This is a genomic window from Acidovorax sp. (assembly GCF_046294525.1).
In the GTDB taxonomy this organism is placed as follows: Bacteria; Pseudomonadota; Gammaproteobacteria; order Burkholderiales; family Burkholderiaceae_C; genus Acidovorax.
On the sequence record NZ_JBKBKQ010000015.1, the window covers coordinates 99,739 to 126,318 of the forward strand.

General features: G+C 66.2%; 22 protein-coding genes. 13 read left to right on the forward strand and 9 right to left on the reverse strand.

Annotation, left to right across the window (positions count from 1 at the left end):
* Positions 1–200: 200 nt before the first annotated feature.
* A complete protein-coding gene (locus tag ACK4HJ_RS14800) occupies positions 201–1,205 on the reverse strand; it encodes a metal-dependent hydrolase (protein ID WP_409832938.1) in 1,005 nt (334 codons plus the stop codon).
* Between the two features lie 118 nt (positions 1,206–1,323).
* The gene (locus tag ACK4HJ_RS14805; RefSeq protein ID WP_409832940.1) at positions 1,324–2,022 is read right to left on the reverse strand and encodes an intradiol ring-cleavage dioxygenase; all 699 of its coding nucleotides are present in this window, start codon (positions 2,020–2,022) and stop codon (positions 1,324–1,326) included.
* A 217-nt stretch (positions 2,023–2,239) separates the two neighbouring features.
* Between ACK4HJ_RS14805 and egtD the strand changes: the two genes are divergently transcribed.
* Both egtD and egtB read left to right on the forward strand, forming a co-directional pair.
* A complete protein-coding gene (gene egtD / locus ACK4HJ_RS14810) occupies positions 2,240–3,160 on the forward strand; it encodes an L-histidine N(alpha)-methyltransferase (RefSeq protein ID WP_409832943.1) in 921 nt (306 codons plus the stop codon).
* A 34-nt stretch (positions 3,161–3,194) separates the two neighbouring features.
* Positions 3,195–4,415: an ergothioneine biosynthesis protein EgtB gene (egtB, locus tag ACK4HJ_RS14815; protein ID WP_409832946.1), complete on the forward strand. Its 1,221-nt coding sequence runs from the start codon at positions 3,195–3,197 to the stop codon at positions 4,413–4,415.
* 14 nt (positions 4,416–4,429) lie between these two features.
* Here egtB and ACK4HJ_RS14820 read toward each other — a convergent pair whose 3' ends face one another.
* From ACK4HJ_RS14820 to ACK4HJ_RS14830, 3 genes are all read right to left on the reverse strand, one after another.
* Positions 4,430–4,891 (reverse strand): energy transducer TonB, encoded by a 462-nt coding sequence (locus tag ACK4HJ_RS14820; RefSeq protein ID WP_409832947.1) that lies wholly within the window; start codon positions 4,889–4,891, stop codon positions 4,430–4,432.
* Between the two features lie 80 nt (positions 4,892–4,971).
* Positions 4,972–6,255 (reverse strand): O-acetylhomoserine aminocarboxypropyltransferase/cysteine synthase family protein, encoded by a 1,284-nt coding sequence (locus ACK4HJ_RS14825; RefSeq protein WP_409832950.1) that lies wholly within the window; start codon positions 6,253–6,255, stop codon positions 4,972–4,974.
* A gap of 206 nt (positions 6,256–6,461) precedes the next feature.
* On the reverse strand, positions 6,462–8,486 hold the full coding sequence (locus ACK4HJ_RS14830) for a peptidase U32 family protein (RefSeq protein WP_409832953.1): 2,025 nt from the start codon (positions 8,484–8,486) through the stop codon (positions 6,462–6,464).
* Positions 8,487–8,762: 276 nt separating this feature from the next.
* Between ACK4HJ_RS14830 and ACK4HJ_RS14835 the strand changes: the two genes are divergently transcribed.
* The 4 genes from ACK4HJ_RS14835 to ACK4HJ_RS14850 all read left to right on the forward strand — a co-directional run bounded on the left by ACK4HJ_RS14835 (position 8,763) and on the right by ACK4HJ_RS14850 (position 12,732).
* Positions 8,763–9,854 carry a branched-chain amino acid ABC transporter substrate-binding protein gene (locus tag ACK4HJ_RS14835; protein WP_409832956.1) on the forward strand — a complete coding sequence of 364 codons (1,092 nt, stop codon included), beginning with the start codon at positions 8,763–8,765 and terminating at the stop codon, positions 9,852–9,854.
* A gap of 109 nt (positions 9,855–9,963) precedes the next feature.
* On the forward strand, positions 9,964–10,212 hold the full coding sequence (locus ACK4HJ_RS14840; protein ID WP_409832959.1) for a hypothetical protein: 249 nt from the start codon (positions 9,964–9,966) through the stop codon (positions 10,210–10,212).
* A gap of 60 nt (positions 10,213–10,272) precedes the next feature.
* Positions 10,273–11,697, forward strand: a complete 1,425-nt coding sequence (gene tadA / locus ACK4HJ_RS14845) for a tRNA adenosine(34) deaminase TadA (RefSeq protein WP_409832962.1) — start codon at positions 10,273–10,275, stop codon at positions 11,695–11,697.
* Positions 11,698–11,751: 54 nt separating this feature from the next.
* Positions 11,752–12,732 carry an LD-carboxypeptidase gene (locus ACK4HJ_RS14850; RefSeq protein ID WP_409832999.1) on the forward strand — a complete coding sequence of 327 codons (981 nt, stop codon included), beginning with the start codon at positions 11,752–11,754 and terminating at the stop codon, positions 12,730–12,732.
* Positions 12,733–12,866: 134 nt separating this feature from the next.
* Here ACK4HJ_RS14850 and ACK4HJ_RS14855 read toward each other — a convergent pair whose 3' ends face one another.
* A complete protein-coding gene (locus tag ACK4HJ_RS14855; protein WP_409832965.1) occupies positions 12,867–13,217 on the reverse strand; it encodes a hypothetical protein in 351 nt (116 codons plus the stop codon).
* A 307-nt stretch (positions 13,218–13,524) separates the two neighbouring features.
* Here ACK4HJ_RS14855 and ACK4HJ_RS14860 point away from each other — a divergent pair, with 307 nt between their 5' ends.
* The 3 genes from ACK4HJ_RS14860 to ACK4HJ_RS14870 all read left to right on the forward strand — a co-directional run bounded on the left by ACK4HJ_RS14860 (position 13,525) and on the right by ACK4HJ_RS14870 (position 18,172).
* Entirely contained in the window at positions 13,525–14,454 is a 930-nt protein-coding gene (locus ACK4HJ_RS14860; protein ID WP_409832967.1) for an adenylate/guanylate cyclase domain-containing protein, read from the forward strand.
* 134 nt (positions 14,455–14,588) lie between these two features.
* A complete protein-coding gene (locus ACK4HJ_RS14865; protein WP_409832969.1) occupies positions 14,589–17,126 on the forward strand; it encodes a penicillin acylase family protein in 2,538 nt (845 codons plus the stop codon).
* 32 nt (positions 17,127–17,158) lie between these two features.
* Entirely contained in the window at positions 17,159–18,172 is a 1,014-nt protein-coding gene (locus tag ACK4HJ_RS14870; protein ID WP_409832971.1) for an asparaginase, read from the forward strand.
* 18 nt (positions 18,173–18,190) lie between these two features.
* On the opposite strand, the gene putA is transcribed toward ACK4HJ_RS14870, so the two are convergent.
* The gene (gene putA, locus ACK4HJ_RS14875) at positions 18,191–21,952 is read right to left on the reverse strand and encodes a trifunctional transcriptional regulator/proline dehydrogenase/L-glutamate gamma-semialdehyde dehydrogenase (protein ID WP_409832973.1); all 3,762 of its coding nucleotides are present in this window, start codon (positions 21,950–21,952) and stop codon (positions 18,191–18,193) included.
* A 127-nt stretch (positions 21,953–22,079) separates the two neighbouring features.
* Here putA and ACK4HJ_RS14880 point away from each other — a divergent pair, with 127 nt between their 5' ends.
* The 3 genes from ACK4HJ_RS14880 (at position 22,080) to rlmD (ending at position 24,467) form a co-directional block, all read left to right on the forward strand.
* Entirely contained in the window at positions 22,080–22,553 is a 474-nt protein-coding gene (locus tag ACK4HJ_RS14880) for an Lrp/AsnC ligand binding domain-containing protein (protein WP_409832975.1), read from the forward strand.
* 95 nt (positions 22,554–22,648) lie between these two features.
* Positions 22,649–22,942, forward strand: coding sequence for a hypothetical protein (locus tag ACK4HJ_RS14885; RefSeq protein WP_409832978.1), 294 nt, complete (start codon positions 22,649–22,651; stop codon positions 22,940–22,942).
* Positions 22,943–23,003: 61 nt separating this feature from the next.
* On the forward strand, positions 23,004–24,467 hold the full coding sequence (gene rlmD, locus ACK4HJ_RS14890; protein ID WP_409832981.1) for a 23S rRNA (uracil(1939)-C(5))-methyltransferase RlmD: 1,464 nt from the start codon (positions 23,004–23,006) through the stop codon (positions 24,465–24,467).
* Between the two features lie 105 nt (positions 24,468–24,572).
* On the opposite strand, the gene ACK4HJ_RS14895 is transcribed toward rlmD, so the two are convergent.
* Both ACK4HJ_RS14895 and ACK4HJ_RS14900 read right to left on the reverse strand, forming a co-directional pair.
* On the reverse strand, positions 24,573–24,947 hold the full coding sequence (locus ACK4HJ_RS14895) for a hypothetical protein (RefSeq protein ID WP_409832984.1): 375 nt from the start codon (positions 24,945–24,947) through the stop codon (positions 24,573–24,575).
* A 126-nt stretch (positions 24,948–25,073) separates the two neighbouring features.
* Positions 25,074–25,766: a Bax inhibitor-1/YccA family protein gene (locus ACK4HJ_RS14900; RefSeq protein ID WP_409832987.1), complete on the reverse strand. Its 693-nt coding sequence runs from the start codon at positions 25,764–25,766 to the stop codon at positions 25,074–25,076.
* Positions 25,767–26,029: 263 nt separating this feature from the next.
* Between ACK4HJ_RS14900 and ACK4HJ_RS14905 the strand changes: the two genes are divergently transcribed.
* Entirely contained in the window at positions 26,030–26,437 is a 408-nt protein-coding gene (locus ACK4HJ_RS14905; RefSeq protein WP_409832989.1) for a GlcG/HbpS family heme-binding protein, read from the forward strand.
* Positions 26,438–26,580 lie beyond the last annotated feature (143 nt).

A 26,580-nucleotide genomic window follows, 5' to 3' on the forward strand; every position in this document is an offset into this window, starting at 1 on the left:
AATAGCCGAGCTATTGGCTGCGCACCGCGCCTTGCTGCCCATCCCGGCAAGGTACTTGTGCGCCCCCGAAAAGACATTGAACAGGTTCTAACGCGCGGCGCGTTGCAGTAAAGCGTGTTTTCCAAGGGGAGGGGCCGGTGCCTGCAAAGGCGCCGGCCTTTTTTTCGCAGTGTGCATGCCGCAACGCAAGGGCCCGCGGGTCAATACAGGCTCACGTCGCGTCCCCACATGCGCTGCCATAGCCACGGCAAGGCGGTGGCCAGGTCGGGGCGCTGCCACTGCTGCGTGGTGATGTGCCCGCCATGGGCCATGCGCGACTCGGGGCCCAGGTTGAAGTGGAAGGTGTAGGTGGGCTCGTTGCCCATGCGCAGGTCGGTGATGAACACGTTGCCGTCCGCCTCGCTCATCTTGAAAAAGCCTTGGCTGAAATTGGCCACGCGGGTGACCAGCGGGCTGGCGCTGTGCCGCGCATACAGGTCGGCCCCGCGCGCATGCCGGGCCCAGCGCACTGGGCGGCCATCATCCAGCAGCGATGTGTAGCCTTCGTAGTAGTGCGTGGGCGTGACGACCACGGCGCGCCACAGCAGCGTGTTGAACGGTGCAGGGGTGACAAGCACCTGCTGTGGCGTCAGTTGGGGCTCGGGTGGTGACGCCATGATCTGCTGCAGGGCCTGGTGCTGGGCCACCACGCTCCAGGCCAGGTAGGCGGTGCTGGCTACCAGTCCGCCGCGTGCCCAGGCCAGGCCGCGCCCCTGGCGCATCACCAGGGCTGCGACCACACCTACCAGCAGCGGCAGGGTGTACAGCGGGTCGATGATGAACACGCTGCCGATGGCATAGGGGAAGCTGGTGAACGGCAGGAGCAGTTGCGTGCCGTATACCGTGAACCAGTCGAGCAAGGGGTGGGTGACGAGCGCCAGCCACAGCGCCAGCCACCAGCGGCGGAACAGTGTGGGCTCGCCATGCAGGCGCGACACCGCCCAGGCCAGCGGCAGCGACAGGGCCGTCAGGTAGAACAGCGAATGGCTCTCCGAGCGGTGCAACACCATGTTGAGGATGGCGTCGCCGTGGTCGACAAGAGCGTCCAGGTCGGGCAAGGTGCCCGCAATGCCACCCCACAGCGCGGCCTTCCACACGGCGGTGCGCCGGCCCAGGGTGGAGATGGTGACGGCGGCGCCCAGAACGAGTTGGCTGACGGAATCCATACAACAAGCGGGAAGGAATGGCGGAGCGCGCACTGTACCGGCTGGCGCAAAGGCTTTGCTTGCCTGGGGCCGGCTCTGCGTGGGCGGCTATCGGGCTGACGCGCCCCCGCAGGCTTCGTCAGGCCTGCACCACCAGCGCGAACTCGGCGCGGGGCCCATCGCTGGACGGCGTGAACGGCACCGTGAGCGCTGCGCGCCCGGCTTCGCCGAGCCTGTTCCACAAAAAGTCGCGCGCGTTGCCGGGGTCGCCCGCCACATACATCTGCGTGGTCAGCAGCTCGCGCTGCGCCAGGCGCACCTTGAAGTGGATGTGCGGCGTGCGGCCGGAATACGGTGCGGGGCGGATGGTGCGAAAGCGGTAGCGCCCGTCGCGCCCCAGGGTGACGCGGCCAAAGCCCTGGAAGGCCTGCGCCGCGCGCCCGCCATCGCCCGGGTGGTGGTAGTGGCCGGCGGCGTCGCACTGCCAGATCTCCACCACACCGCCGGCCAGTGGCGTGCCGCCGGTGTCGGTCACGCGGCCCTCCACCCACACGGGCTGGCCCTCGGCATACTGCTGCAGCGCGCCGTTGCGCAGCAGGTCGGCATCGCTGTCGGCGGGCAGGGCCACGGGGTAGAACGGGCCTTCGGTCTGGCTGGGCGTGGGCTGCAGGCGCTGCGCACCCTGCGCCCATGCCGTCTGCACCACGGCGGGCGTCGCCACCCAGGCTGCGGCCCAGGCGCTGCGCTGCAGCAGGGTGCGCCGTGTGTGGTCTGTGCTGTCGCCAGGCGCGCTGGGGCCCCGCATGGAAGGGGAAGGCGGCAGATGGAGGAGGGGCATGGGCTGTTTCTCCTGGAAAGTGCGTTTGGAGCGCGGCAGCTTGCAAAAGTGCCCTGGTCACGCAGGCGAAAGTGGGCGGGCGGCCTTGGCCTACATACAGGCCGGGGCTATGTGCGCAGAATGGGCGGTTCCGAAGTGGCGAGGCGCCGGTCAACGCGTGCCCAGCCACGGCCTGTACCCCACTCCGCTGTTACCCAGCCGCTACCCGCACCCACCCATGCCACGGACCCGCGACACCGAAGACATCACGCACGGGCTCAGCCAGCGGCCCGCCAGCATCTCCCCCAAATACTTCTACGACCAGCACGGGTCGCGCCTTTTCGAGGCCATCACCCAGTTGCCCGAGTACTACCCCACCCGCACCGAGCAAGCCCTCATGCGGCGGCATGCGGACGACATTGCCCGGTCGGTGGGCACGGGCCGTACGCTGATCGAGCTGGGCGCCGGCAACTGCCAGAAGGCGCGCGCGCTGTGCCAGCTGGTGCGGCCTGCGTGTTTTGTGGGCGTGGACATTTCGGCCGATTACTTGCGCGAGGCCGTGGCCGGGCTGCAGAGCGACTTCCCCTGGCTGGATGCCCGCGCGCTGGGCGGCGACATGACCCGCGGCGTGGAGCTGCCCGCCGACATCCCGCGCGCAGGGCGGCTGGTGTTCTACCCTGGCTCGTCCATCGGCAACTTCGACCCGCCGCACGCTCTGCAGCTGCTGGCCCACATGCGCGAGCTGGTGGATGACGACGGCGGCCTGCTCATCGGCATTGACCTGCCCAAGGACGTGAACGTGCTGGAAGCCGCCTATGACGACGCCGCGGGCGTGACGGCCGAGTTCAACCGCAACGTGCTGCGCCACGTCAACCGCCTCATCGGCAGCGACTTCGACCTGGCGCAATGGAAGCACCATGCGTTCTTCAACCCGCAGGAGTCGCGCATCGAAATGCACCTGGAGGCCTTGGCCGACGCGCAGGTGCGCTGGCCGGGCGGCGGGCGCATGTTCGAGCAGGGCGAGCGCATCCACACCGAAAACAGCTACAAATACCCCTTACCCGTGTTCACCGCCATGCTGGAGCGCGCCGGTTTCAGCGATGCCCAGGCCTGGACGGACGAGCGCGGCTGGTTCGCCGTGGTGCACGCTCGCCCGTGACCGCCACACACCTGCCCCTTGCCGCACCACTGCCATGACCACCAACCCCGTCGACCTGCATGCCCGCTACACCACCGTGCGCAACCGCTCGCGTGCCATCGCGGCGCCGCTGTCGGCGGAGGACTGTGCCGCGCAATCCATGCCCGACGCCAGCCCCACCAAGTGGCATCTGGCCCACACCACCTGGTTTTTCGAGACCTTTGTGCTGGAGCCCCACGAGCCGGGCTTTGCGCCTTTCCACCCCGCATTCCGGGTGCTGTTCAATTCGTACTACAACGGCGTGGGCGCAAAGCACCCGCGTCCGCAGCGCGGCCTGCTGACCCGGCCTGCGCTGAGCGAGGTGCAGGACTACCGCGCCAACGTGGACGCCCGCTTGGCGCGGCTGCTGCCCGCCGTGCTGCACGACAGCGCCGTGTGCGCGCTCATCGAGCTGGGCCTGCAGCACGAGCAGCAGCACCAGGAGCTGATGCTCACCGACATCAAGCACCTGCTGTCGTGCAATCCCATCTTTCCGGCCTATGGCGATGCCACCACCCTGGTGGGCGAGCCCGCCATCACCCCCGCTACTGCGCCCCCGGGCTGGGTAAGTCTGGAGGGGGGGCTGGTGGACATCGGCCACGGTGGCACCGGTTTCGCCTTCGACAACGAAAGCCCGCGCCACCGCTGTTACTTGGCGCCGTATGCGCTGGCCTCGCGGCTGGTGACCTGTGGGGAGTGGCTGGCGTTTGTGCAGGCCGGGGGTTACCAGCAACCCGCCCACTGGCTGGCCGAGGGCTGGGACTGGCGCGTGGCCCAGGGGCTTGAGCATCCGCTGTACTGGCACCGCCCGGGTGGTGACGGCCCCTGGCAGGTGTTCACGCTGGCGGGCTTGCAGCCAGTGCAGGCGGCAATGCCGGTGCTGCATCTGTCGTACTACGAAGCCGACGCCTATGCCCGCTGGGCGGGCGCACGCCTGCCCACCGAAGCCGAATGGGAACACGCCGCACAGCTGGCTCCCAGTGGCGGCCCTGGGCTGGAGCAACTGTTTGGCACCGCCTGGCAGTGGACCCAATCGAGCTACGCCGCCTACCCCGGCTTTCGTGCAGCGGAAGGCGCCGTGGGCGAATACAACGGCAAGTTCATGGTCAACCAGTACGTGTTGCGCGGCAGCTCCTGCGCTACGCCGCCGGGGCATGCGCGCAGCACCTACCGCAATTTCTTTCCTGCCACTGCACGCTGGCAATACAGCGGGCTGCGGCTGGCGCGTGACGCATGAGCGGCGGCACCGCGCTATCTGACGCGCTCAGGTTCCATGCGGAAGGTGTGCTGCAAGACCAGGCGGGCGGGTTCCCCGTTGCGTAGCAGCGGCGCAAATTTCCAGCGGCGCACCGCATCGATCGCCGGCTTGTGCAGGGCTTCGTCCCCTGTGCCAGACAGCACGCGAACGGTGCCGACCAGCCCGCTGGGCATGATCTCGAACGACACCGTCACGTCGCCGCGTGCTTTGGGCGAGTTGTCATTCAGCATGAAGGACGGGTAGCGCGGCAGCGGTGCCTCCTGCAGCGACAAAGGTGCATCCAGCGGAGGTGACACCTGCTTTTGCAGTAGTTGCTCGTCCTCCTTCTGGCGGAAACTGGCGACGTGGGAATCGGTCACATCCGCTCCGCGCGGCGAGATGGAGGGTAGGGAGCTGCAGCCGACCAGAATCAGCAGGCCGAGCGTGACCGGAGCAAAAGGGAATAGGCGGGACATGGCGATCTTGAATCAAGGCACCCCGCGATCTGCGGGGCAGGCCCTCCAGTATCCCGCAACCGGTGCCGGCTGTTGAAGGCTCAGACGGCGTCGAGGGCCTGCACCAGGTCGGCCCGCAGGTCGTCGATGTGTTCAATGCCGACCGACAGGCGCACCATGTTCTCGCTCACGCCCGCCTTGGCAAGCTCTTCGGGGTTGAGCTGGCGGTGGGTGGTGGATGCCGGGTGCGTGGCCAACGACTTGGCGTCGCCGATATTGACCAGGCGCGTGAAGAGCTGCAGAGCGTCGAGGAAACGCGCCCCGGCCGCACGCGGGTCGGCGTCGGTGCTCTTGAGCCCAAAGCTCAGGATGCCCGAGGCGCGGCCGCCCAGCTGGCGTTGCACGATGGCGTGGTCCGGGTGGTCGGGCAGGCCCGCGTAGCGCACCCATTCCACCTTAGGGTGGCTTTGCAGGTACTGGGCCAGCGCCAGCGTGTTGTCGCAGATGCGGTCCATGCGCAGGGCCAGGGTCTCGATGCCTTGCAGGATCAGGAAGGCGCTTTGCGGCGACAGCGCCGCGCCGGTGTTGCGCAGCGGCACCACGCGCGCACGGCCAATGAAGGCGGCGGGGCCCAGGGCTTCTGTGTAGACCACGCCGTGGTAGCTCACGTCAGGCTCGTTCAGGCGCGGGAAGCGGACCTTGTGCTCGGCCCACGGGAACTTGCCGCTGTCCACAATCGCGCCGCCCACGCTGTTGCCGTGACCGCCCAGGTACTTGGTGAGCGAATGCACAACGATATCGGCGCCATGCTCGATGGGGCGCAGCAGGTAGGGGCTGGGCACAGTGTTGTCCACGATCAGCGGCACGCCGTGGTCGTGCGCCACCTTGGCGATGGCCGCGATGTCGGTCACGTTGCCCAGCGGGTTGCCGATGGATTCGATGAAGATGGCCTTGGTGCGCGCGTCGATGTGCTGCGCAAAGCTGGCCGGGTCGCGCGGGTCGGCAAAGCGGGTGGTGATGCCCTGCTGGGGCAGCGTGTGGGCGAACAGGTTGTAGGTGCCGCCATACAGCGTGCTGGCCGAGACGATGTTGTCGCCCGCCTCGGCAATGGTCTGGATGGCGTAGGTGATGGCCGCCATGCCCGAGGCCACGGCCAGCGCGGCGATGCCGCCTTCGAGCGCCGCAACGCGCTTTTCGAGCACGTCGGTGGTGGGGTTCATGATGCGGGTGTAGATGTTGCCCGGCACCTTCAGGTCGAACAGATCCGCGCCATGCTGGGCGCTGTCAAACGCATAAGCCACCGTCTGGTAGATGGGCACGGCCACGGCCTTGGTAGTGGGGTCGGGGCTGTAGCCGGCGTGCACGGCCAGGGTTTCGATCTTCATGCGCTGAGGTCTCCGGGTTGAGGGAATGGACCCCGCCCCGTGCAGAACTTTGCAGGGCGGATGATGGCAGCCATTCTTGCACCCGGATGGTGCGCACGGGTCGAATCTTTGGCTATGTGCTTATGCGCGCCGTGCTGGCGGCAGTTTCACCCGAAATTTAGAGCCAAATTGACCTCTAGCGCTTGATGGATAAGCGAAAAAAGCTCTTAATTTGATAGTGATTTCGCCGCTGGCCGCGTGCGGTAGAACTGCAGCGGCACGGCCTGCATGTCCTTGGCGTGCTGGTTCAGCACCGACTTCTTCATCTTGCCCACCACGTGCATCTCACACGGCTTGCAGTCAAAGCGCAGGGTCAGCTTCTCTTTGCCGTTGATGAGCATCAGCGGCTCCGCCTTGATGGTGCCCTGCACGCCCGTCACGCCCTTGGCCTGCTTGGGGCACAGGCTCATGGAGAAGCGCACGCAGTGCTTAGTGATCATGAGGCTGACTTCGCCTTCCTCCTCGTGCGCCTCATAGGCGGCATCGATCACCTTCACGCCGTGGCGCACGTAGAAGTCGTGGGCCTTGTGGTTGAACACGTTGCCGAGGAAAGAGAGCGTGTCCTCGGGGTAGGGCGCAGGCGGCTCCACCGGCGTGGCGCGCGGCAGGCGGACAAAGTTGCGCGCGCGGTTGGCTTCCAGGTCGGCGACGGCATCGCGGCGCAGCGCGTTGAGCACCGATGCGGGCACAAACCAGGGCTGCGACAACTGCAACGCAATGTCATGCACCGCAAACACCGTGGCACCAAAGCGGCCCAGTTGCTCGCGCAGGCTGGCCTCGGCCTTGGCGGCATCGGTGGCTGGCTGGTGGGGCTGCTGCACGTCGGCACAGCCCACGTTGCCGTCCTCGTCGGTCAGCATCAGGCTGAAGCCGGTGGGCGTCTCGCTCAGGTGCGCCCACAGGCCGATGCGGCGGTCGCTAGACTTTTTCTCCAGCGTGCGCACCCAGTCCATGTCGCGGTTGCGGTTGACCTCGGTGCCCTTGCGCAGGTCCTTGAAGCCGTCCATCGGGTCTTTGGGGTACACCCGCCACTGGCCGACGCTGCGGGCCGACACGGGCTCCGCCACGTTGATGGCCATGCCCACCAGCTCCTTGTGCAGGTCGTAGTAGCACAGGCCGTCGCCGTTGTGCAGCACGGTGGCGGGGTCGCTCACTTCCAGCTCCACGAAGTCGGGGCCGACCTTGGTCACCCAGCCGATGGCCTGGCCGGGGTTCTTGGGGCTGTCGAAGGCGCCGATGTCCTCCTTGCGGCCGGTCACGAAATAGTCGGTGAACTCGCGGTTGAAGTTCTGCAGCGGGTCGGGTTTGAATGTGAAGGTGGTGCGACCGCTCGATGAGCGGGAGAGAGGACGGCCTTGCGCCTCGCGCTCTTCAATGATTTCGTCCAGCAGCGTGCGGTAGTGGGCCGTGATGTTTTTCACATAGCCCATGTCCTTGTAGCGCCCTTCGATCTTGAAGCTGCGCACACCGGCGTCGATGAGGGCGCGCAGGTTGTCGCTCTGGTTGTTGTCTTTCATCGAGAGCACGTGCTTGTCGTGCGCGATGAAGCGGCCCTGTGCATCCGTCACTTGGTAGGGCAGGCGGCAGGCCTGGCTGCAGTCGCCTCGGTTGGCGCTGCGGCCGGTTTGCGCATGGCTGATGTTGCACTGGCCGCTGTAGGCCACGCACAGCGCGCCATGGATGAAGAACTCGATGTTGGCGCGGCCGGGCGCATCGACCGGGCCCAGCGCCTTGTGGACTGCTGCTATCTGCTGCACCGTCAGCTCGCGTGCCAGCACGATTTGCGAGAGGCCGACGTCCTGCAGAAAACGCGCCTTCTCGGGTGTGCGGATGTCGGTCTGGGTGCTGGCATGCAGTTGGATGGGCGGCAGGTCGATTTCGAGCAAGCCCATGTCCTGGATGATGAGCGCGTCGGCCCCCGCCTCGTATACCTGCCAGGCCATCTGGCGCGCGGCTTCCAGCTCATCGTCGCGCAGGATGGTGTTGAGCGTGATGAAGATGCGGCTGTTGAAGCGGTGCGCGTGCTTCACCAGACGCTCGATGTCGCGGATGTCATTGCCCGCGCTGGCCCGCGCGCCAAAGGCAGGGCCGCCGATGTAGACGGCATCGGCGCCGTGGTTGATGGCTTCGATGCCAATGTCTGCGTCGCGCGCGGGCGAGAGCAGTTCGAGCTGGTGGGGCAAAAGGGACATGGGGCCGGATTATCCCAGCGCACTCCGCGAGGTGCTCGGGGAGTGCGCTCCATTAGCGTGGTTAATGGCCGTGTCAATTGCTAAGTTTGCTTAGCAATTCGCGGCAATCCGCAGCGCAGGTGGCTAGGATACAGCCCGGTTGTGTACAAGATTGGTGCACCACCGGCTTCGCTTCGACTGAATTTTGGAGACTTTTTCGTGCCTCGCTTCGCTGCTTTTCCTGTCTTTTCCGCCACCGCCCCCCTGTCCAGTGTTTCCGCGCTGTGCGCCCTGACCATGGCCGCTGCTGCCGTTCAGGCCCAGGACGTGCAGACCGTCAAAATCGCCCACGCGGGTCCTGTGTCCGGCGGCATTGCCCACATCGGCAAGGACACCGAAAACGGCGTGCGCCTTGCCATTGACGACTTGAACGCCCAGAACCTCGTCATCGGCGGCAAGAAGATCAAGTTCGAAATCGCGGCCGAAGACGACGCGGGCGACCCACGCCAAGCCACCGCCGTGGCGCAAAAGCTGTGCGACCAGAAGGTGGCGGGCGTGGTGGGTCACCTGCAGTCGGGCACGTCTATCCCCGCATCGGCCATCTACGCCAAGTGCGATCTGCCCCACATCACGGCCTCGGCCTCCAACCCCGACCTGACCAAGCCCGGCCACAAGACCACCTTCCGCCTGATCGCCAACGACAACGCGCTGGGTGCTGCCCTGGCCTTGTTTGGTGCCGACCACCTCAAGCTCAAGAGCGTGGCCATCATCGACGACCGCACGGCCTACGGCCAGGGCGTGGCCTCGGTCTTCAAGGCCACGGCGCAACAAAAGGGCCTGAAGGTGGTGGCAGAAGAGTTCACCAATGACAAAGCCACCGACTTCATGGCCATCCTCACGGCCATCAAGAACAAGAAGCCCGACGCGATCTTCTACGGCGGCCTGGACGCGCAGGCCGGTCCCATGCTGCGCCAGATGGAGCAGCTGGGCCTGGGCAACGTGAAGTATTTTGGTGGCGACGCACTGTGCACCGAAAAGCTGCCCGAGCTTTCTGGCAAGACCCCGGCGCTGAAGAACGTGACCTGCGCCACCGGCGGCGCGTCGGTGGACAAGATGCAGGGCGGGTCGGACTGGAAGAAGCGCTACGACGCCAAGTTCCCGGGCCAGTTCCAGATATACAGCCCCTACGCCTATGACGCCGCCATGGTGCTGGCCGATGCGATGAAGCGCGCCAACTCGGTGGACCCCAAGGTGTTCACACCCTTCTTGGCCAAGACCGAGTACAAGGGCGTGACGGCGAACATCGCCTTCACTGCCAAGGGTGAGCTGACGACGCCCGCCGTGACGCTCTATACCTTCAAGGACGGCAGCCGCGTGGCGCTGAACTGATCCCGCCCTGCCACCCGACGGCCGCCGTGCGCGGCCATGGGGGGCCGGGTTTGCAGATACAGTTTGCTCCTTGGTACATGGGGCAAGGCGCCCTGCAAGGAGAAATCACATGCGCGGGATGTTTGGCTTGGTGGGGCTGGTGGTAGCCCTGGCCCTGGTGGGTGTGCTGGTCAAGAAGCAGATGTCTGCCACCCGTGCCCCAGTGCCTTCGCTGCAGCCCGCGCCAGCGGTTGCGGGCGCCGCTTCCGCGCCGGCGGCCACGGTGCGTGAGCAAAGCCAGCAGGTCCAGCAGCAGGTCAAGGAACAGATGGACAGCCTGATGCAGCAGGCCCGACCCATGCCGGATGACGTGAAATAAGCATCAAAATGGCCTCTAGCGCTTATCCATAAAGCGCTGGTAGCTATGTTTTAAATAGCGATGACTTCCCACGACGATACCCACTGGATGCGCCTGGCGCTGGCCGAGGCCCAGGCGGCCGCACAGGCGGGCGAGGTGCCGGTGGGCGCCATCGTGGTGAAGGACGGCTCAGTGATCGCCACAGGCCGCAATGCCCCGGTGCAGGCCCACGACCCCACGGCCCACGCCGAGATCGTGGCGCTGCGCGCAGCAGCCCAGCGCCTGGGCAACTACCGGCTGGATGGCTGCAGCCTGTATGTGACGCTGGAGCCCTGCGCGATGTGCAGCGGCGCCATGTTGCACGCGCGTTTGGCCCGTGTGGTGTATGGCGCGGCAGAGCCCAAGACGGGCGCCGCAGGCTCGGTGCTCAACCTGTTCGGTCATGCCGAGATCAACCACCAGACCGAGGTGCTGGGCGGCGTGCTGGCCGATGAATGCGGCAGCCTGCTGAGCGGGTTTTTTGCACAGCGCCGCCGCCAGCAGCGGGCAGATGGGCTGGCTCGCCACCCACTGCGCGACGATGCGCTGCGCACGCCCGATGCCGCGTTTGCCGATTTGCCTGGTTACCCGTGGGCACCGCAGTACATCAGTGACCTGCCCAGCCTAGTGGGCCTGCGTTTGCACTATCTGGACGAAGGCCCACCAGACCCGGCGATGGCGCCCCGCACCTGGCTGTGCCTGCATGGCAACCCGGCCTGGAGCTACCTGTACCGGCGCATGCTGCCCGGCTTTCTGGCCGCCGGCGACCGCGTGGTGGCGCCCGACCTGATTGGCTTTGGCAAAAGCGACAAGCCCAAGAAAGAGGGCGCCCACCAGTTCGATTGGCACCGCCAGGTGTTGCTGGAACTGATTGAAAGGCTCGATCTGCGCAACGTAGTGCTGGTGGTGCAGGACTGGGGCGGCATTCTGGGCTTGACGCTGCCCATGGCGATGCCCGAGCGGTTCAAGGGTTTGCTGGTGATGAACACCTTGCTGGCCACGGGCGACGCGCCGCTGCCAAAGGGTTTTGTGGACTGGCGTGCGATGTGCCGCGACAAGCCGCTGTACGGGGTAGGCCGCTTGTTTGCGCGCGGCAACCCGCATCTCACGGCGGCCGAATGTGCTGCCTACGACGCGCCGTTCCCCGACAAAGGCTACCGCGCAGCGCTGCGCGCCTTTCCTGAACGTGTGCCCGCCGCCACTGAAGATCCGGGGGCGGCCGTGTCCCGCGCGGCCCGGGATTTCTGGCAACACCGGTGGCAGGGGCAGATCCTGATGGTGGTGGGCGCGCAGGACCCGGTGCTGGGCCTGCCCACCATGCGCGCACTGCAGTCCTCCCTTCGGGGCTGTCCCGAGCCGGTGGTGCTGCCAGACGCCGGGCATTTTGTGCAGGAGCATGGCGAGGCGATTGCCGCGCGTGCTGTGGAATACTTCCCGGCTGCCGGTACCGCTCGCACAGGCTGCTGACGCGGCACCGGACCCCCTTTTTTGACGGAGCAGGCCCTCGCGGGCCTGAGCGCTTTGCACGACCACGATCACGACCCTTCGCAGTGCGACCACGACCACGGTCCCAAGCACATCTATATCTATTCGCCCTCCAGCGCCGTGCGCGACAAGGCGGCCTTCAAACGCGGCCTGGCCCGCCTGAAGGCATTGGGCCATGAGGTCGAGGTGGACACCGATGCCCTGGCCACCCACACGCGTTTTGCGGGCGACGACGAGACGCGGCTGGCCGCCATCCACCGCGCTGCCGCCAGCGGGGCCGACGTGGCGATGATCTCGCGGGGGGGCTACGGCCTCACGCGCATCCTGCCGGGCATCCGCTACAAGGCCGTGGCCAAGGCCATCGACAAGGGCATGCACTTTGTGGGCGTGAGCGACTTCACCGCTTTTCAATTGGCCTTGCTGGCAAAGACGGGGGCCACTACCTGGGCGGGCCCCTCACTGGGTGCCGACTTCGGTGTGGCGGGAGAGCCCGACGACATCATGGAAGCCTGCTTCGATGACCTGCTGACCGGCCATGGCGAGGGCACGGGCTGGTGCATGCACAACGAGAAGCCCCATCCCACCACCGGCAAGCCAGCCGTGCCCAATGTGTACGTGAAAAGCGCCACCCTCTGGGGCGGAAACCTCGCCGTGCTCGCTTCGCTGGTCGGTACACCGTACTTTCCGCAGATCAAGGGTGGCATTCTGTTTGTGGAAGACGTGCATGAACACCCGTACCGCATCGAACGCATGCTCACCCAGCTGCTGCACGCCGGCGTACTGGCGCAGCAAAAGGCCGTGGTGCTGGGACAGTTCACCAATTACAAGCTGGCGCCGCACGACAAAGGCTACAAGCTGCAATCGGTGGTGGACTGGCTGCGCAGCCAGATCAAGGCACCCGTGCTGACCAACCTGCCATACGGCCATGTGGAGACGAAGGTGCTGCTGCCCGTAGGCGCCGCGGTGTCGCTGTCGGTGGAAGCGCGCGATGCGCTGATCTACTGGGGGCACCAGTAGCAGCATGTCGGCGCCGCGCCCGGCTGATCCTGCTTTCTTTCGGGGATTTCCTGCATAAGCCTCGCGAGTCGGTGGAAGTGCGGACCGCCCCAGGCCGCGCTACCACGGACCACAGGGAGTTGTGCAAGGCATCTCTAGAGATGCACGTGCTGCAGAAGCGGTGCGCGCAGCGTGCGGGGAAGCTGACCCTGGAAGAGGGGGGTGATGCGGTCCAGTGCATTCTGGGCATACGCGCGGCCGCACAGGGGCAGCAGCGTGGTGAAGAGGTCGCTGCGCAGGTACCACAGCGCCTCGATGTCGCCCGCATAACGCAGCCGCATGTTCATGCGGGCCACCTCACACCCTGATACGCCCGCCAGGCTGTGCAGCATGGCGCGGCGAATGTTCTCCAGCCCCTGGTCGCGCACCCATGCCGTCGAAGACGGCTTATCACGGCCCAGGAGGTCGTGCAGGCTGTTGCGGATGTTGGGCTTGTTCCAACGCATGGGGGTGGACGCGAGTTCTTTTGTAACAGGGTTGGCCAACTTAAGCGTGATGGGCGTGCCGCACAAGAGGAGCGCTCCCGTTTTTGCGCAAAGCCAACATCGCAGACCCGTTTTTTGCGAATTTTTACGTTTGACCCTGCGTTTTTTCACGGCGATGTGAGCGGGCGCGAGAAATCGTGAGTTCTTAGGTTTGAGCGGCGTCTGTTTCCGCACTACCGGACAAAACATCGTTAACCGTTTAAACCGTGCGCCGCTATTGCGCTTGCACTAAACTGATTCACATGATGTTACTCAGAGGCCCGCGTTCATGAGTGTGCTGTCTACCGTGGTCTTTGCAGACATTTCGGGCAGTACCTCGTTGTACGAAACCCTTGGCAACGAGAAGGCCACCGAGGCGGTCACCCAGGTGACCCAATGGATCGCCAATTCCGTCGAGCTGAGCGGCGGGAGGGTGGTGAAAAAGCTGGGTGATGGTGTGCTGTGCATCTTTGGCGACGCGTCCAGCGCGGTGGCAGCCATGAGCACTTTGCTGCGCCAGCACCAAGCGCGCCTGGACCGCTGGCCCCAGCCCCTGCGCATGGACATTCGCGTGGGCATCGCGACCGGCGAGGTGCTGGATGTGGATGGCGACTGTTACGGCGACGCGGTGAACGTGGCCTCCCGCCTGTGCGAGCGCGCAGGCCCGGCGGAGATCTGGGCCACCGAAACCGCGGTGCTGCTGGCCGGCACGGCCCCCGACGTCTGGTACCGCAAGCTCGGCATGATGGAAATTCGCGGCAAGACCGAGCTGCTCATGCTGTATCAGGTGGAGTGGCGCGAGAACGAAGAACCCGACTCCCTCACCATGCAAGCCGGCTTGGTCAGCAATTTCGCCCCGGCGGACTCCATCCTTGGGCAGATCCAGTTTTCATGGCATGGCGTGGACATGTCCTTTTCTTCCGCCGACGCACCCGTTCACGTGGGCCGCGCCACGGATGCAGAACTGTGCATCAACGACCCGCGGGTGTCCCGCCTGCATGCACGCATCGACTGGCGCAACAGCGGTTTTGTGTTGACCGACATGAGCAGCTTTGGCACTTGGGTGCGGTTTGACGGCAGCGACTCGCCGGTGCGCCTGCGGCGGGACGCGTGCATTCTGCATGGCACGGGGCAGATCGCGCTGGGAGTGTCCTTCAGCGAGCCCAGTGCGCCGGTCATGAACTTCCAGGTGGCCGGCAGCAGTGTGCACCTGGACTGAGTGGCCGGGAAGCGGTGGAAGCGTTTCGGAGCCGAGCGTGCTGGCGCGCTAGCCGGTGCGAGGCGCCTGGCGAGGCTTCAAGGTCCGGCACCTTCTCAAGACAACCAGCTAACAAAACACAGGAGACATTCGAGATGGCGTGGATGAAACGGACAGCCGTTGGGCTGGTGGCCGTGGTGCTGCTGGCCGGCACCGGGGCAGCGGTGTATGTGCAGCGCAGCTTTGCCGTGGTGGACGGCCGGCTGGGCGTGGCGGGCCTGCGCGAGGCCGTGCGGGTGCAGCGCGACGCTGCGGACGTGACGCACATCCGCGCAAACAACCCGCAGGACGCGTGGTTTGCCATGGGCTATGTGCATGCGCAGGAGCGCACGTGGCAGCTGGAGTTCAACCGCCGCGTGATGCACGGCCGGTTGTCGGAAGTGTTTGGCGAGGCCACGCTGGAGACCGACAAGCTCATGCGCGCGCTGGACATCATGGGCGCGGCCCGGCGCCAGTACGAAGGCCTGCCGCTTTCAGCCAAGGAGGCCCTGCAGGCCTACAGCCGCGGGATCCACGCGTTTCACAAGGACCGCCCGCAAGCGCTTCCGCCCGAGTTCCACGTTCTGGGTGTCAAGCCCGGAGGCGAGTCTGCCGCCGTGTGGGAACCCGAAGACAGCGTGGGTTGGGCGCTGATGATGGCACTGGACCTCGGCAGCAATTGGGGCAACGAGTTCGCGCGCATGTCGGTGGCCCGCACGCTGGACACCGAGCGCCTGTGGCAGCTGATGCCGCCGTATCCCGGCGAGCGGCCAGCGGCCACGGCCGATCTGTCTGCGTTGTATCGCCAGTGGGGCGTGTACCGGGCATCAGCTGCGGGTGCGGCAGCCACTTCGGCACAGCCGCCAACGGTGGCACAAGCGCCTGCTGCAAGGGGCGGCTTCCTGTCCCGCCAGGTCAGCGCCGGCATGCTGGCCTGGGCCGAGGAGTTGACCCGCAATGCAGGCACCAACGAAGGCAAGGGCAGCAACAACTGGGTGCTGGCGGGCACCCGCACCGTGAGCGGCAAGCCGCTGCTCGCCAACGATCCGCACCTGGGCCTGTCTGCGCCCGCCATCTGGTACTTCGCGGGCATGCAGGCGCCGGCGGGCACAGCGTCCGACGGCACCCCCATCGCCGCCATCGACGCAGTGGGCGCCACCTTGCCGGGGTTGCCGTTTGTGGTGCTGGGCCGCACCGACCGCGTGGCCTGGGGTTTCACCAACACCGGCCCCGATGTGCAGGACCTGTATGTGGAGCAGATCAACCCGGCCGACGCGTCGCAGTACCGCACGCCGGACGGCTGGGCCGCATTCGGCGTGCGCAACGAGACCATTCTTGTGAAGGGCGGGGCCGATGTGGTGGTGCCGCTGCGCAGCACGCGCCACGGCCCCGTGCTGAGCGACGCGCAGGCGGTGCATGCAGAGGTGCTGGACCTCAGCCGCTATGTACTTTCCCTGCGCTGGAGCGCGCTGGATGCCGACAACCAGACCGTGCTGGCGGGTCTGCTGACCAACCAGGCCAAGACGGTTGACGAGCTGTTCCAGGCGCTCTCGCATTACCACTCGCCCATGCAGAGCGTGGTGGCGGCCGATGACCAAGGCAACATCCGTTTCAAAGCCGTGGGCCGTGTGCCGCTGCGTGATGCAGCCAATGACATCCGCGGCGTGGCGCCATCCCCGGGCTGGGACGCGCGGTACGACTGGAAGGGGTGGCTGACCTATGCGCAGACCCCTGAGGACGATGGAGCCGCCAACGGCTGGGTGGCAACAGCCAACCAGCGGATCACGGCGCCGGACTATTCCCACTACCTCACGCAAGACTGGGCGCTGCCTTACCGCTACGAGCGCATCGCGCAGCTGATCGAATCCACCGAAAAGCACGATGCCCAGAGCATGCAGGCCATCCACAGCGACGTGGCCTCGCTCGCCACGCGACGCCTCTTGCCGCATCTGCTGCAGACGCAGTCTCCCCACGCGCTGGCCGGTTCCGCCAAGGCGCAACTCGAGGGCTTTGACGGCGTGATGGATGGTGGCAAGGCTGCGCCCCTGATCTTTGCCGCCTGGGCGGACGAGCTGACGCGGGGGCTCATCGTCCCGCGCATCGGCGAGGACCGCTTCAAGGCCACCTACGGCAAACGTGACTACCGCGCGGGCCTGGAAGGAATTCTGGAGCGCAACGACAGCTGGTGGTGCCAGCCCACCACCTGCGCGGAACAATCTTCTGCCGCGCTCGGCCGCGCGCTGGACCGCCTGCAAGCCGCATACGGCGCAGACCCCGCGCTGTGGCAGTGGGGCGCAGCGCACCCGGCACTCAGTGCGCACCGGCCGTTTGGCAACGTGCCCGCCCTGGCCCGTTTTTTTGACGTGAGAGTGCCTTCCCATGGCGACTCGTACACCGTCAACGTGGGCCAGTACAACGCGGGCGAGGCCAAGGGCCCGTTTGTGAACCGCCACGCAGCCTCGCTGCGCGCCGTGTACGACCTGGCCGACCTGGAGCAGTCGCGCTTCATCTACCAAACGGGCCAGAGCGGTCTGGTGTTTTCGCCACGCTACCGCGACATGAGCAGCACGTGGGCCGAGACCGGCTACCGCGCATTGCAGCGCCAGCCCGCGCGCTGGGTGCACGCTCTGACCTTGGCCCCTGTGGCGCAATAGGCATTTCTTCAACCACTGGCCCAGCGCATCCTATGACCTTTGTTCCGTTGATTGAAGTCACCCGTGGCGACCTGGCCGAATGCCAGCACTGGGGCGCGGTGGCCGTGATGAACCGCGAGGGCAAGGTGCTCGCCAAAGCCGGAGACCCCTATGCGGTGACGTTCACGCGTTCCACCATCAAGGCATTTCAGGCTCTGCCGTTCATGCAGTCGGGCGGTGCTCGCGCGCTGGGGTGGGGTGCGGCCGACCTGGCGATGCTGTGCGCAAGCCACAGCGGCGAGCCCATGCACGTGCAGCAGGTGGAGCACATGCTGGCCAGCGTGGACCAGGACTACCGCGTTCTTCAGTGCGGTTGCCACGCGCCCATGTTCGCGGCGCTGGGGCTTACCGGCATGGACCTGCCCCCCGGGTTCGTGGCCGATCAGCGGCACCACAACTGCAGCGGCAAACATGCGGGGTTTGTGGCGTATTGCGTGCAGCAGGGCCTGCCGCTGGCGGACCATCTGGCGCCCGGCCATCCGCTGCAGGTGGCGGTTCGCGCCCACGTAGCGCAGGCCGTGGGCCTGGATCCGCAGCAACTGGTGGCGGGCACCGACGGATGTTCTGCCCCCAACTACGCGATGCCGCTGGCGCACCTAGCACGCGGGTATGCGCGCTTGGCGGCAGGCGCGCCCGACACCGGCATGGACCAAAGCCTGACGGAGTTGGCCGGAGCCATGGTGGCGCGGCCCGACCTAGTGTCCGGCACCGGCCGCCACGACCAGGACTTCATGCGTGCGGGCCGCGGCGACTGGGTGTCCAAAACCGGCGCGGACGGCGTGCAGGTGGTGGGCAGCCGCAGCCGGGCCGAGGCGTTCGCGCTCAAGATCATGGACGGCAACATGGTGGCCCAGGTCGCCGCCGCGGTGGAGGTGATGGACCAGCTCGGCTGGCTGGACGAGGCCCAGCGCGAGGCGCTGCACCCCCGCCGAGCCGCCGATGTACGCAGCGTGCGGGGCGCGCGCGTTGGTGGGCGCCGACCGGTGTTCAAGCTGCAGCGGGGCTGAGACCGGCGCTTTATCTTCTTATCCGATTGTCATCAGGCTGGCATTGCCGCCCGCTGCGGCAGTGTTCACGCTGAGGGCGCGTTCAATCACCAGACGCTCCAGCGGGATGTCCGCCGCGCCTGGTTGCAGTGCCGTCACCGCCACGATCGGCCCGGGACGGCGGGCGAGGGCAGTGCACAGCGCCTGCAAGCTTGCGGTATCGCCGTGGTGCAGCACAGCGTCCAGCGGCAGCTTGCCGTCGTTGAGTGTGTTGTCCTGTAGCAGAACTTGCGCTTGTACCAGCGTGGGCAACTGCGTGCGCAGGCTAGCCTGAGTGCTTGGCCACACGGCCGTGCCACCACTGGCGAGCACGGCGCCGGTCTGCACTAAGAGGTCGTTGGCCTCCTGCGCCACACACAGGACGCGTGCACGGGGGGCCAGGGTGTAGACGTTGCGCTCGCCCGTGGGGCCGGGCAGGGTGCGGGCGGTTCCGCTTTGGGTGTGCTGTGCAAAACGCTGGCAGGTGCTGGCCAGGCTTGCTTTGCCTTGTTGCCGTGCCCATTGCTCCAAAGTGGCCAGCGGTGCCAACAGGCGCTCGCGCCGCTCGGTGTCCGGTGTGGTAGTGCGATCTGCCTCGGCAAACGTCCGCGCCAGCGCATCGTCCGGGCGCTGCGACAGCAGTCGCAGCAGGTACAGCGGCCCGCCTGCCTTGGGCCCCGTGCCCGACAGGCCTTCGCCGCCAAACGGCTGCACGCCCACCACGGCGCCGACCATGTTGCGGTTCACGTACACATTGCCGGCGTGGGCGCGGTTGACGACGCGGGCAATGGTTTCGTCGATGCGCGTGTGCACGCCCTGCGTGAGGCCGTAGCCGGTGGCGTTGATCTGGTCGAGCAGCTGGTCCAGGTCGTTGCGCGCGTAGCGCACCACGTGCAGCACGGGGCCGAAGACTTCACGCTGCAGCTCGCCGATGTGGTTCAGCTCGATCAGGGTGGGTGGCACAAAGGTGCCTTGTGCTCCGGTGGCCGAAACATGGTTCGGGTGCTGGAAAACGCGGTGGCCCTGGGCTTTGAATTTTTCGATGTGCTGGGTGATGCCTGCCTGTGCCTCGGCGTCGATTACCGGGCCCACATCCACGCGCAGCTCGGCAGCGTTCCCCACGCGCAGCTCGCCCATGGCGCCTTGCAGCATCTCCACCACGCGGTCGGCAGCTTCTTCCTGCACGCACAGCACGCGCAGGGCCGAGCAGCGCTGGCCTGCGCTGTCAAAGGCCGATGACACGGCATCGCCCACCACCTGCTCGACCAGCGCAGACGAGTCCACGATCATCGCGTTCTGCCCACCGGTTTCGGCGATCAGCGGGATGGGGCGGCCTGCGGCGTCCAGCCGCCCGGCCACGGTGCGTTGCAGGATGCGCGCGACCTCGGTGGAGCCGGTGAACATCACGCCCATCACGCGGTCGTCGCCGATCAGGCGCGCGCCCACCGTCTCGCCCTGGCCGGGTAGCAGTTGCACAGCCGCGCGTGGCACGCCGGCTTGCCACAGCAGGCGCACGGCCTCGGCGGCGACCAGGGGGGTTTGCTCTGCGGGCTTGGCCAGCACGGGATTGCCTGCGGCCAAGGCTGCTGCCGCCTGGCCCATGAAGATGGCGAGCGGGAAGTTCCAGGGGCTGATGCAGGCCACCGGGCCCAGCGGGATGTGGGTGGCGTTGTCGAAGGTGCTCTGCACCTGGGCGGCGTAGTAGCGCAGGAAGTCCACGGCCTCGCGCACTTCGGCCACGGCATTGCTGGCGCTTTTGCCCGCTTCGCGCATCAAGAGGCCCATCAGCGGGTGCATGCGCGCTTCCAGCAGGTCGGCGGTGCGCAGCAGGGCTGCGGCACGCTCGGCGGGCGGCGTGGCGGCCCAGGGGGCTGCGGCAGCCTGGGCGTGGGCCAGGGCTTGGTCTACATCGGTGGTGGTGGCTTCTTGCACTTGGCCCACCACATCGCTGTGGTCGGCAGGGTTGCGCACGGGCTGGGTGGTGCCTGCGGGCACGTCAGCGGCCAGCTGAGGCGCTGCCGTCCAGGCGTGGCTTGCCGTGGCTTGCAGGGTGGTGGCCAGCTCGGTCAGCGTGTTGTCGTTCGACAAATCCAGCCCGCGTGAGTTGCTGCGGTGGGCGCCGTACAGCGCCGCTGGCAAGGGGATGCGCGGGTGGGGCAGGCCCGCAGCGCCTTCGGTGGTGGCTTGCTGGTCCACTACCTGCACGGGGCTTTTCACCAGCTCATCCAGCGCAATGGTTTCGTCGGCAATGCGGTTCACAAACGAGGTGTTGGCGCCGTTCTCCAGCAGACGGCGTACCAAATAGGCCAGAAGGGTTTCGTGGGTGCCCACGGGCGCGTAGATGCGGCAGGGGCGGCCCAGCTTGCCTGCGGTGATGGCGCCCACCACTTGCTCATACAGCGGCTCGCCCATGCCGTGCAGGCACTGGAACTCGTATTGCCCCGCGTAGTAGTTGCTGCCCCCCAGTTGGTAAATGGTGGCCACTGTCTCGGCGTTGTGGGTGGCGAACTGGGGATATACGGCTTCCGGCGCGCCCAGCAGTTTCTTGGCGCAGGCGATGTACGAAATGTCGGTGTGCACCTTGCGGGTGTAGACGGGGTAGTCCGTGAGGCCATCGACCTGGGCGCGCTTGATTTCGCTGTCCCAGTACGCGCCTTTGACCAGGCGGACCATCAGGCGGCGCTGGGTGCGGCGCGCCAAATCCACCACGTAGTCGATCACGAAGGGGCAGCGCTTTTGGTAGGCCTGAATGACAAAACCAATGCCGTTCCAGCCCGCCAGGGTCGGCTCGTGGCACAGGCGCTCCAGCAGGTCCAGCGACAGTTCCAGGCGGTCGGTTTCCTCCGCGTCGATGTTCAGGCCAATGTCGTACTGCTTGGCAAGGGCCGTGAGGCGGAGCACCAGCGGGTACAGCTCGTCCATCACGCGGCCAAACTGGGCGCGGCTGTAGCGCGGGTGCAGGGCCGAGAGCTTGATGGAGATGCCGGGGCCCTCGTAGATGCCGCGCCCGGCAGAGGCCTTGCCAATGGCGTGGATGGCTTGCTCGTATGACGCGTAATAGCGCTTGGCGTCTTCGCTGGTCAGCGCGGCCTCACCCAGCATGTCGTACGAATAGCGAAAGCCCTCAGCCTCCATCGTGCGGGCGTTGCGCAGGGCTTCGTCGATGGTCTCGCCGGTCACAAACTGCTCGCCCATCATGCGCATCGCCATGTCCACGCCCTTGCGGATCAGGGGCTCGCCGCCCTTGCCGATCAGGCGGCTGAGCGAGTTGCCCAGGCTGCCTTCGCGGTGCGTGGCCACCAGCGTGCCGGTAATCAGCAGGCCCCAGGTGGCGGCGTTGACGAACAGCGAGGGGCTCTTGCCCAGGTGGGTATCCCACTGGCCGTGGCTGATCTTGTCGCGGATGAGCGCATCGCGTGTGGCCTTGTCGGGGATGCGCAGCAGCGCCTCGGCCAGGCACATCAGCGCCACGCCTTCTTGTGATGACAGCGAGAACTCCTGCAACAGGCCCTGGACGATGCCTGCGCGCCCGGCGCTGGCCTTGCGTTCGCGTAGAGCTTTGGCAATACGCAGCGCCAGTTGCTGGGCCGACGCCGCTTGGTCAGCCGGCAAGCGGGCCTGGGCCAGCAGCGGGGCCAGGGCCTCGGGCTCGGGGCGGCGGTAGGCGGCGGTGATGGCCGCGCGCAGCGGGTTGTTCAGCGGCGTGCGGGGCGCAAAGTCGGCGAACGGAGCGGAGGGCTGAGCGTTGGGCTGCTGCGTCATGGTGGTGTCTTTGGGTGGTTTGGAGGGCCAAACGAGGATTTGGGTGCGTTACTGACGATGATCCTTGGGTTGTGGGTGAATAAATGTTCGAAAATAGTTGGCGGGACCGAATAAATCGCTAATCAACATGCAAACAGAAACTGATCTGGACCGCATTGACCGCAAGATCCTGTCAATCCTGCAGGAAGACGGCCGTATTGCCAACCTCAAGCTGGCCGAAGCCGTGGCCTTGTCGCCCACCGCCGTTCTGGCGCGGGTGCAGCGCCTCACGCGCGATGGCTTCATCCTGGGCTACGAGGCGCGGCTGAACCCCCTGAAGCTGGGTGCGGGCATGCTGGTGTTTGTGGAGGTGCTGCTGGACCGCACCACGCCCAACGTGTTCGACCAGTTCAAGGCCTCCGTGTTGGTGCACCCCGAGATCATGGAATGCCACATGGTGGCGGGCGGGTTCGACTACCTGCTCAAAACCCGCTCGGCCGACATGAACGCCTACCGCGTGTTTGCGGGCAATGTGCTGTGGCAGCTTCCCGGCGTGCGCGAGACGCGCACCTATGCGGTGATGGAAGAGGTCAAGCACACCAACCATCTGCATCTGCGGTGACCGGCACAAGCGGCCTGAAAGCCACAGCTGCATTGGCTCGCGTGGCAGAAGCCCGCATAATCCTGCGCAGATTTGCCCGACAGAGGAGAAGAACCATGAACGCCGTTCCCTACGCTGCCGCTGCCCTGGTGGCCGCCTTTTTCAGCCAGTCAGCTACCGCCTCTTGCTACGTGGTGTATGGCCCGGACAAGGACATCGTCTACCGCGCCCCCGAGCCGCCTATTGACATGTCCCGCCAAATCCACGAGACGTTGCCCCTGGTGGCCCCGGGTTCCACGCTGGTCTTCTCGCCAGACAACCACGGCTGTGAGTTGACCATCAACCGTCTTCCCCTGGCATCGGCCCCTCGCGCCACCGGCGGGCGTCCGGCCCGCGCTGACCGCGGCTAAGCGGTAGCACATGCCCTTGGGCCCGCGCTGACGTCGGCTGCGGGCCTGAGACAATCGGGGGATGAGCGAACCGAAAGAACTATCCCCCGCGTTTGAGCCCACCGAGCAGAACGCTCACAACGACCTTCCAGAAGGCTGGCTGCAGGTGCAGTCCATGGACCTGGACGCCCAGGGCGTTGCCCGCAAGCCAGACGGCAAGGTCGTCTTCATCGATGGTGCCCTGCCGTTCGAGCTGGTCACCGCCAACACCCACCGCAAGAAGAACAACTGGGAGCAGGCCAGCCTGGTGGCCATCCATCGTGAGTCGTCGCAGCGTGTGCGGCCCGGTTGCCCGCATTTTGGACTGCACGCCGGCGCATGCGGCGGTTGCAAGATGCAGCATCTGCACGTAGGAGCGCAGGTCGCCGTCAAGCAGCGTGTGCTGGAGGACAATCTCTGGCACCTGGGCAAGGTCAAGCCGCTGACCATGCTGCGCCCCATCGAAGGCCCTTCGTGGGGCTACCGCTATCGCGCCCGCCTGGCCGTGCGCCACGTGATCAAGAAAGGCACCGTGCTGGTGGGCTTTCACGAGCGCAAGAGCCGCTACGTGGCCGACATGGGGCAGTGCCCCGTTCTTCCGCCGCACGTGGACGCCATGCTGATGCCACTGCGCGCGCTCATTGCCAGCCTGGACGCGCGCGACACCTGCCCCCAGATCGAATTGGCCTGCGGCGACGAAGTCACGGCGCTGGTGCTGCGGCATCTGGAGCCCCTGAGCGCTGGGGACATCGCCCGGCTTCGCGCATTTGCGGGCCAGTACAACGTGCAGTGGTGGCTGCAGCCCAAGGGCCCCGACACCGTGAAGCTGCTGGACGAAGGCGGCCCGACACTGTCGTACGCGCTGCCCGACTTTGGCATCACCATGCCCTTCAAGCCCACCGATTTCACGCAGGTGAACCCGCACATCAACCGCGTGCTGGTATCCCGCGCGTTACGCCTGCTGGACGTGCAGCCGCAGGAGCGCGTGATCGACTGGTTCTGCGGCCTGGGCAACTTCACGCTGCCGCTGGCCACGCAGGCGCGCGAGGTGCTGGGCATCGAGGGCAGCGAGGCGCTGGTGGCGCGCTCGCGTGAGAATTACAAGTCAAATCAGGCCCAAAGGAAGGATGGAAAAGCGCTAGCAGCTGCTGATTTTGTAGCGCGCAATTTGTTTGACATGACGCCTGAGATGCTGATTGCGGATGGAACGGCCGACAAGTGGCTCGTGGATCCGCCCCGCGAAGGTGCCTTTGCGCTGGCCAAGGCGCTGGCCGACATCGAGCAGGCCCGCCGGGGGGTAGAAGGCGCCGCACCGCTGCCAGCGGGTGCCGAGGGCTGGACGCCGCCCCAGCGCATCGTCTACGTGAGCTGCAACCCCGCCACCCTGGCACGTGATGCGGGGCTGCTTGTGCACCTAGCGGGATACCAGTGCACGGCAGCAGGCATGGTGAACATGTTCCCGCACACTGCGCACGTGGAGAGTATTGCCGTGTTCGAGCGCGTTTGAGCTGCCGCCGCTCGTCGCTTGCCGCCTGAGCGTGAGAGACGGGGGCGCCAACCGGGGATGCGGGCCGGGGCGCCAAGCCGCCGGGCGCCGGGCGCCGCCGGGCGTTCAGCTGCGACTGCGGCTGGTGCCGGGTTCGCGCGTCTCGGTTTCGATGTCGCTGGACTTTTCGGTGCGGTCGGGTTTTTCGGCTTTGCCCAGCACGGAAGGCGTGCCTTCTAGCTTGTTCTCGCGCATGTAGGCGTCCATCTCCTTCCAGCCCGCAAACACGGCAGCCTTGGCAGCCTTGGGGTTGAGGGTGTAGCAGTCTTCCAGCCCTCGGAGCGCGTGGCGGCAGGCCCCGCCGATGGCCTTGGCTTCTTCCTCCCGCTGGGCGATGCGCGGGTCTGGCCCCAGGCCCGGAATCTTGTCGCATGCGGCCAGCAACAGCACGCTGGACAAGGCCAGCATGCGCAGCGAGGAGGAGTAAGGCAGGCGGTACATGTACAGGTATTATCGGCAGCTGCCGCCCGATGTTGAGGCTTGACCCTGCGGGCCACGCAAGAAAAAAGGCTCCCGAGGGAGCCTTTTGTGACCGGGGACGAGCCCTGATCCGGGTAGGGGCGGCGATCAGTCGCGCTCGCCACCCATAATGCCCAATAGGGCCAGCAGGCTCTGGAACACGTTGAAGATGTCCAGGTACAGAGCCAGCGTGGCGCTGATGTAGTTGGTTTCGCCGCCGTCCAGGATCTGCTTGAGGTCGTACAGCATGTAGGCGCTGAAGATGCCGATGGCGGCTACCGAGATCGCCATCATGCCCGCCGAAGAACCGACGAACACGTTGATGATGGCGCCGACCATGAGCACCATGGCGCCCACAAACAGCCACTTGCCCATGCCGGACAGGTCACGCTTGATCACGCTGGCCAGGCTGGCCATCACAAAGAACACGCCTGCAGTGCCTGCAAACGCCGTCATGATGAGGTCCGTGCCGTTCTTGAAGCCCAGCACCATGCCGATCAGCCGCGACAGCATCAGGCCCATGAAGAACGTGAAGGCCAGCAGCACGGGCACGCCAGCGGCCGAGCGCTTGGTCTTTTCGATGGCGAACATGAAGGCGAAAGCGCCGCCCAGGAAAACGATCAGGCCGACGCCGCCGCGCAGCGACTGCGTGATGCCGGTGGCTACGCCTACCCACGCGCCGAGTACGGTGGGCAGCATGCTCAGTGCGAGCAGCCAATATGTGTTGCGAAGCACCTTGTGGCGCTGCTCCTGCGAGATGCCATAGCCCGCAGAGCCCAGGGTGGTGACTTGGTCATTCATCTTGTGTCTCTCCTTGTTGGCCTGCACAACGCAGACACTGCAAATTTTAGGTGGTGACGGTTTTTCGCCCTGCAATAACCGCGCTCGGTCACCTACTTTTGGTAAGGGTTCTTTCACCCTGGACGGGGGCAAGCTGCGGGCGGGATGCCGCTATGCTTGCCGCCTTGCGTGCGAAGGCCTGCGTGCAGCCCTGGGCCCAGCGGCTTGTGCCGAGGGGCGCCTTCCACATCCATTGTCTTTTCTCGCACCTTCCGGATCGATCCATGAAAACCAAGCACGAACTCGAACTGGCCGACGTCAAGGCCATTGCCGCCGCAGCCGAAGCCGAAGCCGTCAAGAACCAATGGGCCGTGACCATCGCCATTGTGGACGATGGCGGTCACCTGTTGTGGCTGCAGCGCCTGGATGGCGCAGCCGCCGTCTCGTCGCATATCGCCCCGTCCAAGGCCCGTACTGCGGCCCTGGGGCGGCGCGAGAGCAAGGTGTACGAGGACATCGTGAACGGCGGCCGCACCTCGTTCTTGAGCGCCCCCACCATCGACGGCCTGCTGGAGGGCGGCGTGCCCATCCTGAAGGACGGCCAGTGCCTGGGTGCTGTGGGCGTCAGTGGGGTGAAGTCCACCGAGGACGCGCAGATCGCACGCGCGGGCATTGCGGCCCTGGGCTTGTAAGTTGCTATTGAAGTTATAGCTTCTGGCGCTTGATGGATAAGCGCTAGGGAAGCTCTTCACGAATCGGTTCTGGCAGTGCCGTAGTGATGCCCGAACTAAGACAGCCCTTGCTTTCGAGAATTGATCGCCCCCAGCAGGCGCTG

Coding starts and splice junctions, on each gene's coding strand:
- ACK4HJ_RS14800 (WP_409832938.1), bottom strand. CDS start 1,205: ATGGATTCCGTCAGCCAACTCGTTCTGGGCGCCGCCGTCACCATCTCC.
- ACK4HJ_RS14805 (WP_409832940.1), bottom strand. CDS start 2,022: ATGCCCCTCCTCCATCTGCCGCCTTCCCCTTCCATGCGGGGCCCCAGC.
- egtD (WP_409832943.1), top strand. CDS start 2,240: ATGCCACGGACCCGCGACACCGAAGACATCACGCACGGGCTCAGCCAG.
- egtB (WP_409832946.1), top strand. CDS start 3,195: ATGACCACCAACCCCGTCGACCTGCATGCCCGCTACACCACCGTGCGC.
- ACK4HJ_RS14820 (WP_409832947.1), bottom strand. CDS start 4,891: ATGTCCCGCCTATTCCCTTTTGCTCCGGTCACGCTCGGCCTGCTGATT.
- ACK4HJ_RS14825 (WP_409832950.1), bottom strand. CDS start 6,255: ATGAAGATCGAAACCCTGGCCGTGCACGCCGGCTACAGCCCCGACCCC.
- ACK4HJ_RS14830 (WP_409832953.1), bottom strand. CDS start 8,486: ATGTCCCTTTTGCCCCACCAGCTCGAACTGCTCTCGCCCGCGCGCGAC.
- ACK4HJ_RS14835 (WP_409832956.1), top strand. CDS start 8,763: ATGGCCGCTGCTGCCGTTCAGGCCCAGGACGTGCAGACCGTCAAAATC.
- ACK4HJ_RS14840 (WP_409832959.1), top strand. CDS start 9,964: ATGCGCGGGATGTTTGGCTTGGTGGGGCTGGTGGTAGCCCTGGCCCTG.
- tadA (WP_409832962.1), top strand. CDS start 10,273: ATGACTTCCCACGACGATACCCACTGGATGCGCCTGGCGCTGGCCGAG.
- ACK4HJ_RS14855 (WP_409832965.1), bottom strand. CDS start 13,217: ATGCGTTGGAACAAGCCCAACATCCGCAACAGCCTGCACGACCTCCTG.
- ACK4HJ_RS14860 (WP_409832967.1), top strand. CDS start 13,525: ATGAGTGTGCTGTCTACCGTGGTCTTTGCAGACATTTCGGGCAGTACC.
- ACK4HJ_RS14865 (WP_409832969.1), top strand. CDS start 14,589: ATGGCGTGGATGAAACGGACAGCCGTTGGGCTGGTGGCCGTGGTGCTG.
- ACK4HJ_RS14870 (WP_409832971.1), top strand. CDS start 17,159: ATGACCTTTGTTCCGTTGATTGAAGTCACCCGTGGCGACCTGGCCGAA.
- putA (WP_409832973.1), bottom strand. CDS start 21,952: ATGACGCAGCAGCCCAACGCTCAGCCCTCCGCTCCGTTCGCCGACTTT.
- ACK4HJ_RS14880 (WP_409832975.1), top strand. CDS start 22,080: ATGCAAACAGAAACTGATCTGGACCGCATTGACCGCAAGATCCTGTCA.
- ACK4HJ_RS14885 (WP_409832978.1), top strand. CDS start 22,649: ATGAACGCCGTTCCCTACGCTGCCGCTGCCCTGGTGGCCGCCTTTTTC.
- rlmD (WP_409832981.1), top strand. CDS start 23,004: ATGAGCGAACCGAAAGAACTATCCCCCGCGTTTGAGCCCACCGAGCAG.
- ACK4HJ_RS14895 (WP_409832984.1), bottom strand. CDS start 24,947: ATGTACCGCCTGCCTTACTCCTCCTCGCTGCGCATGCTGGCCTTGTCC.
- ACK4HJ_RS14900 (WP_409832987.1), bottom strand. CDS start 25,766: ATGAATGACCAAGTCACCACCCTGGGCTCTGCGGGCTATGGCATCTCG.
- ACK4HJ_RS14905 (WP_409832989.1), top strand. CDS start 26,030: ATGAAAACCAAGCACGAACTCGAACTGGCCGACGTCAAGGCCATTGCC.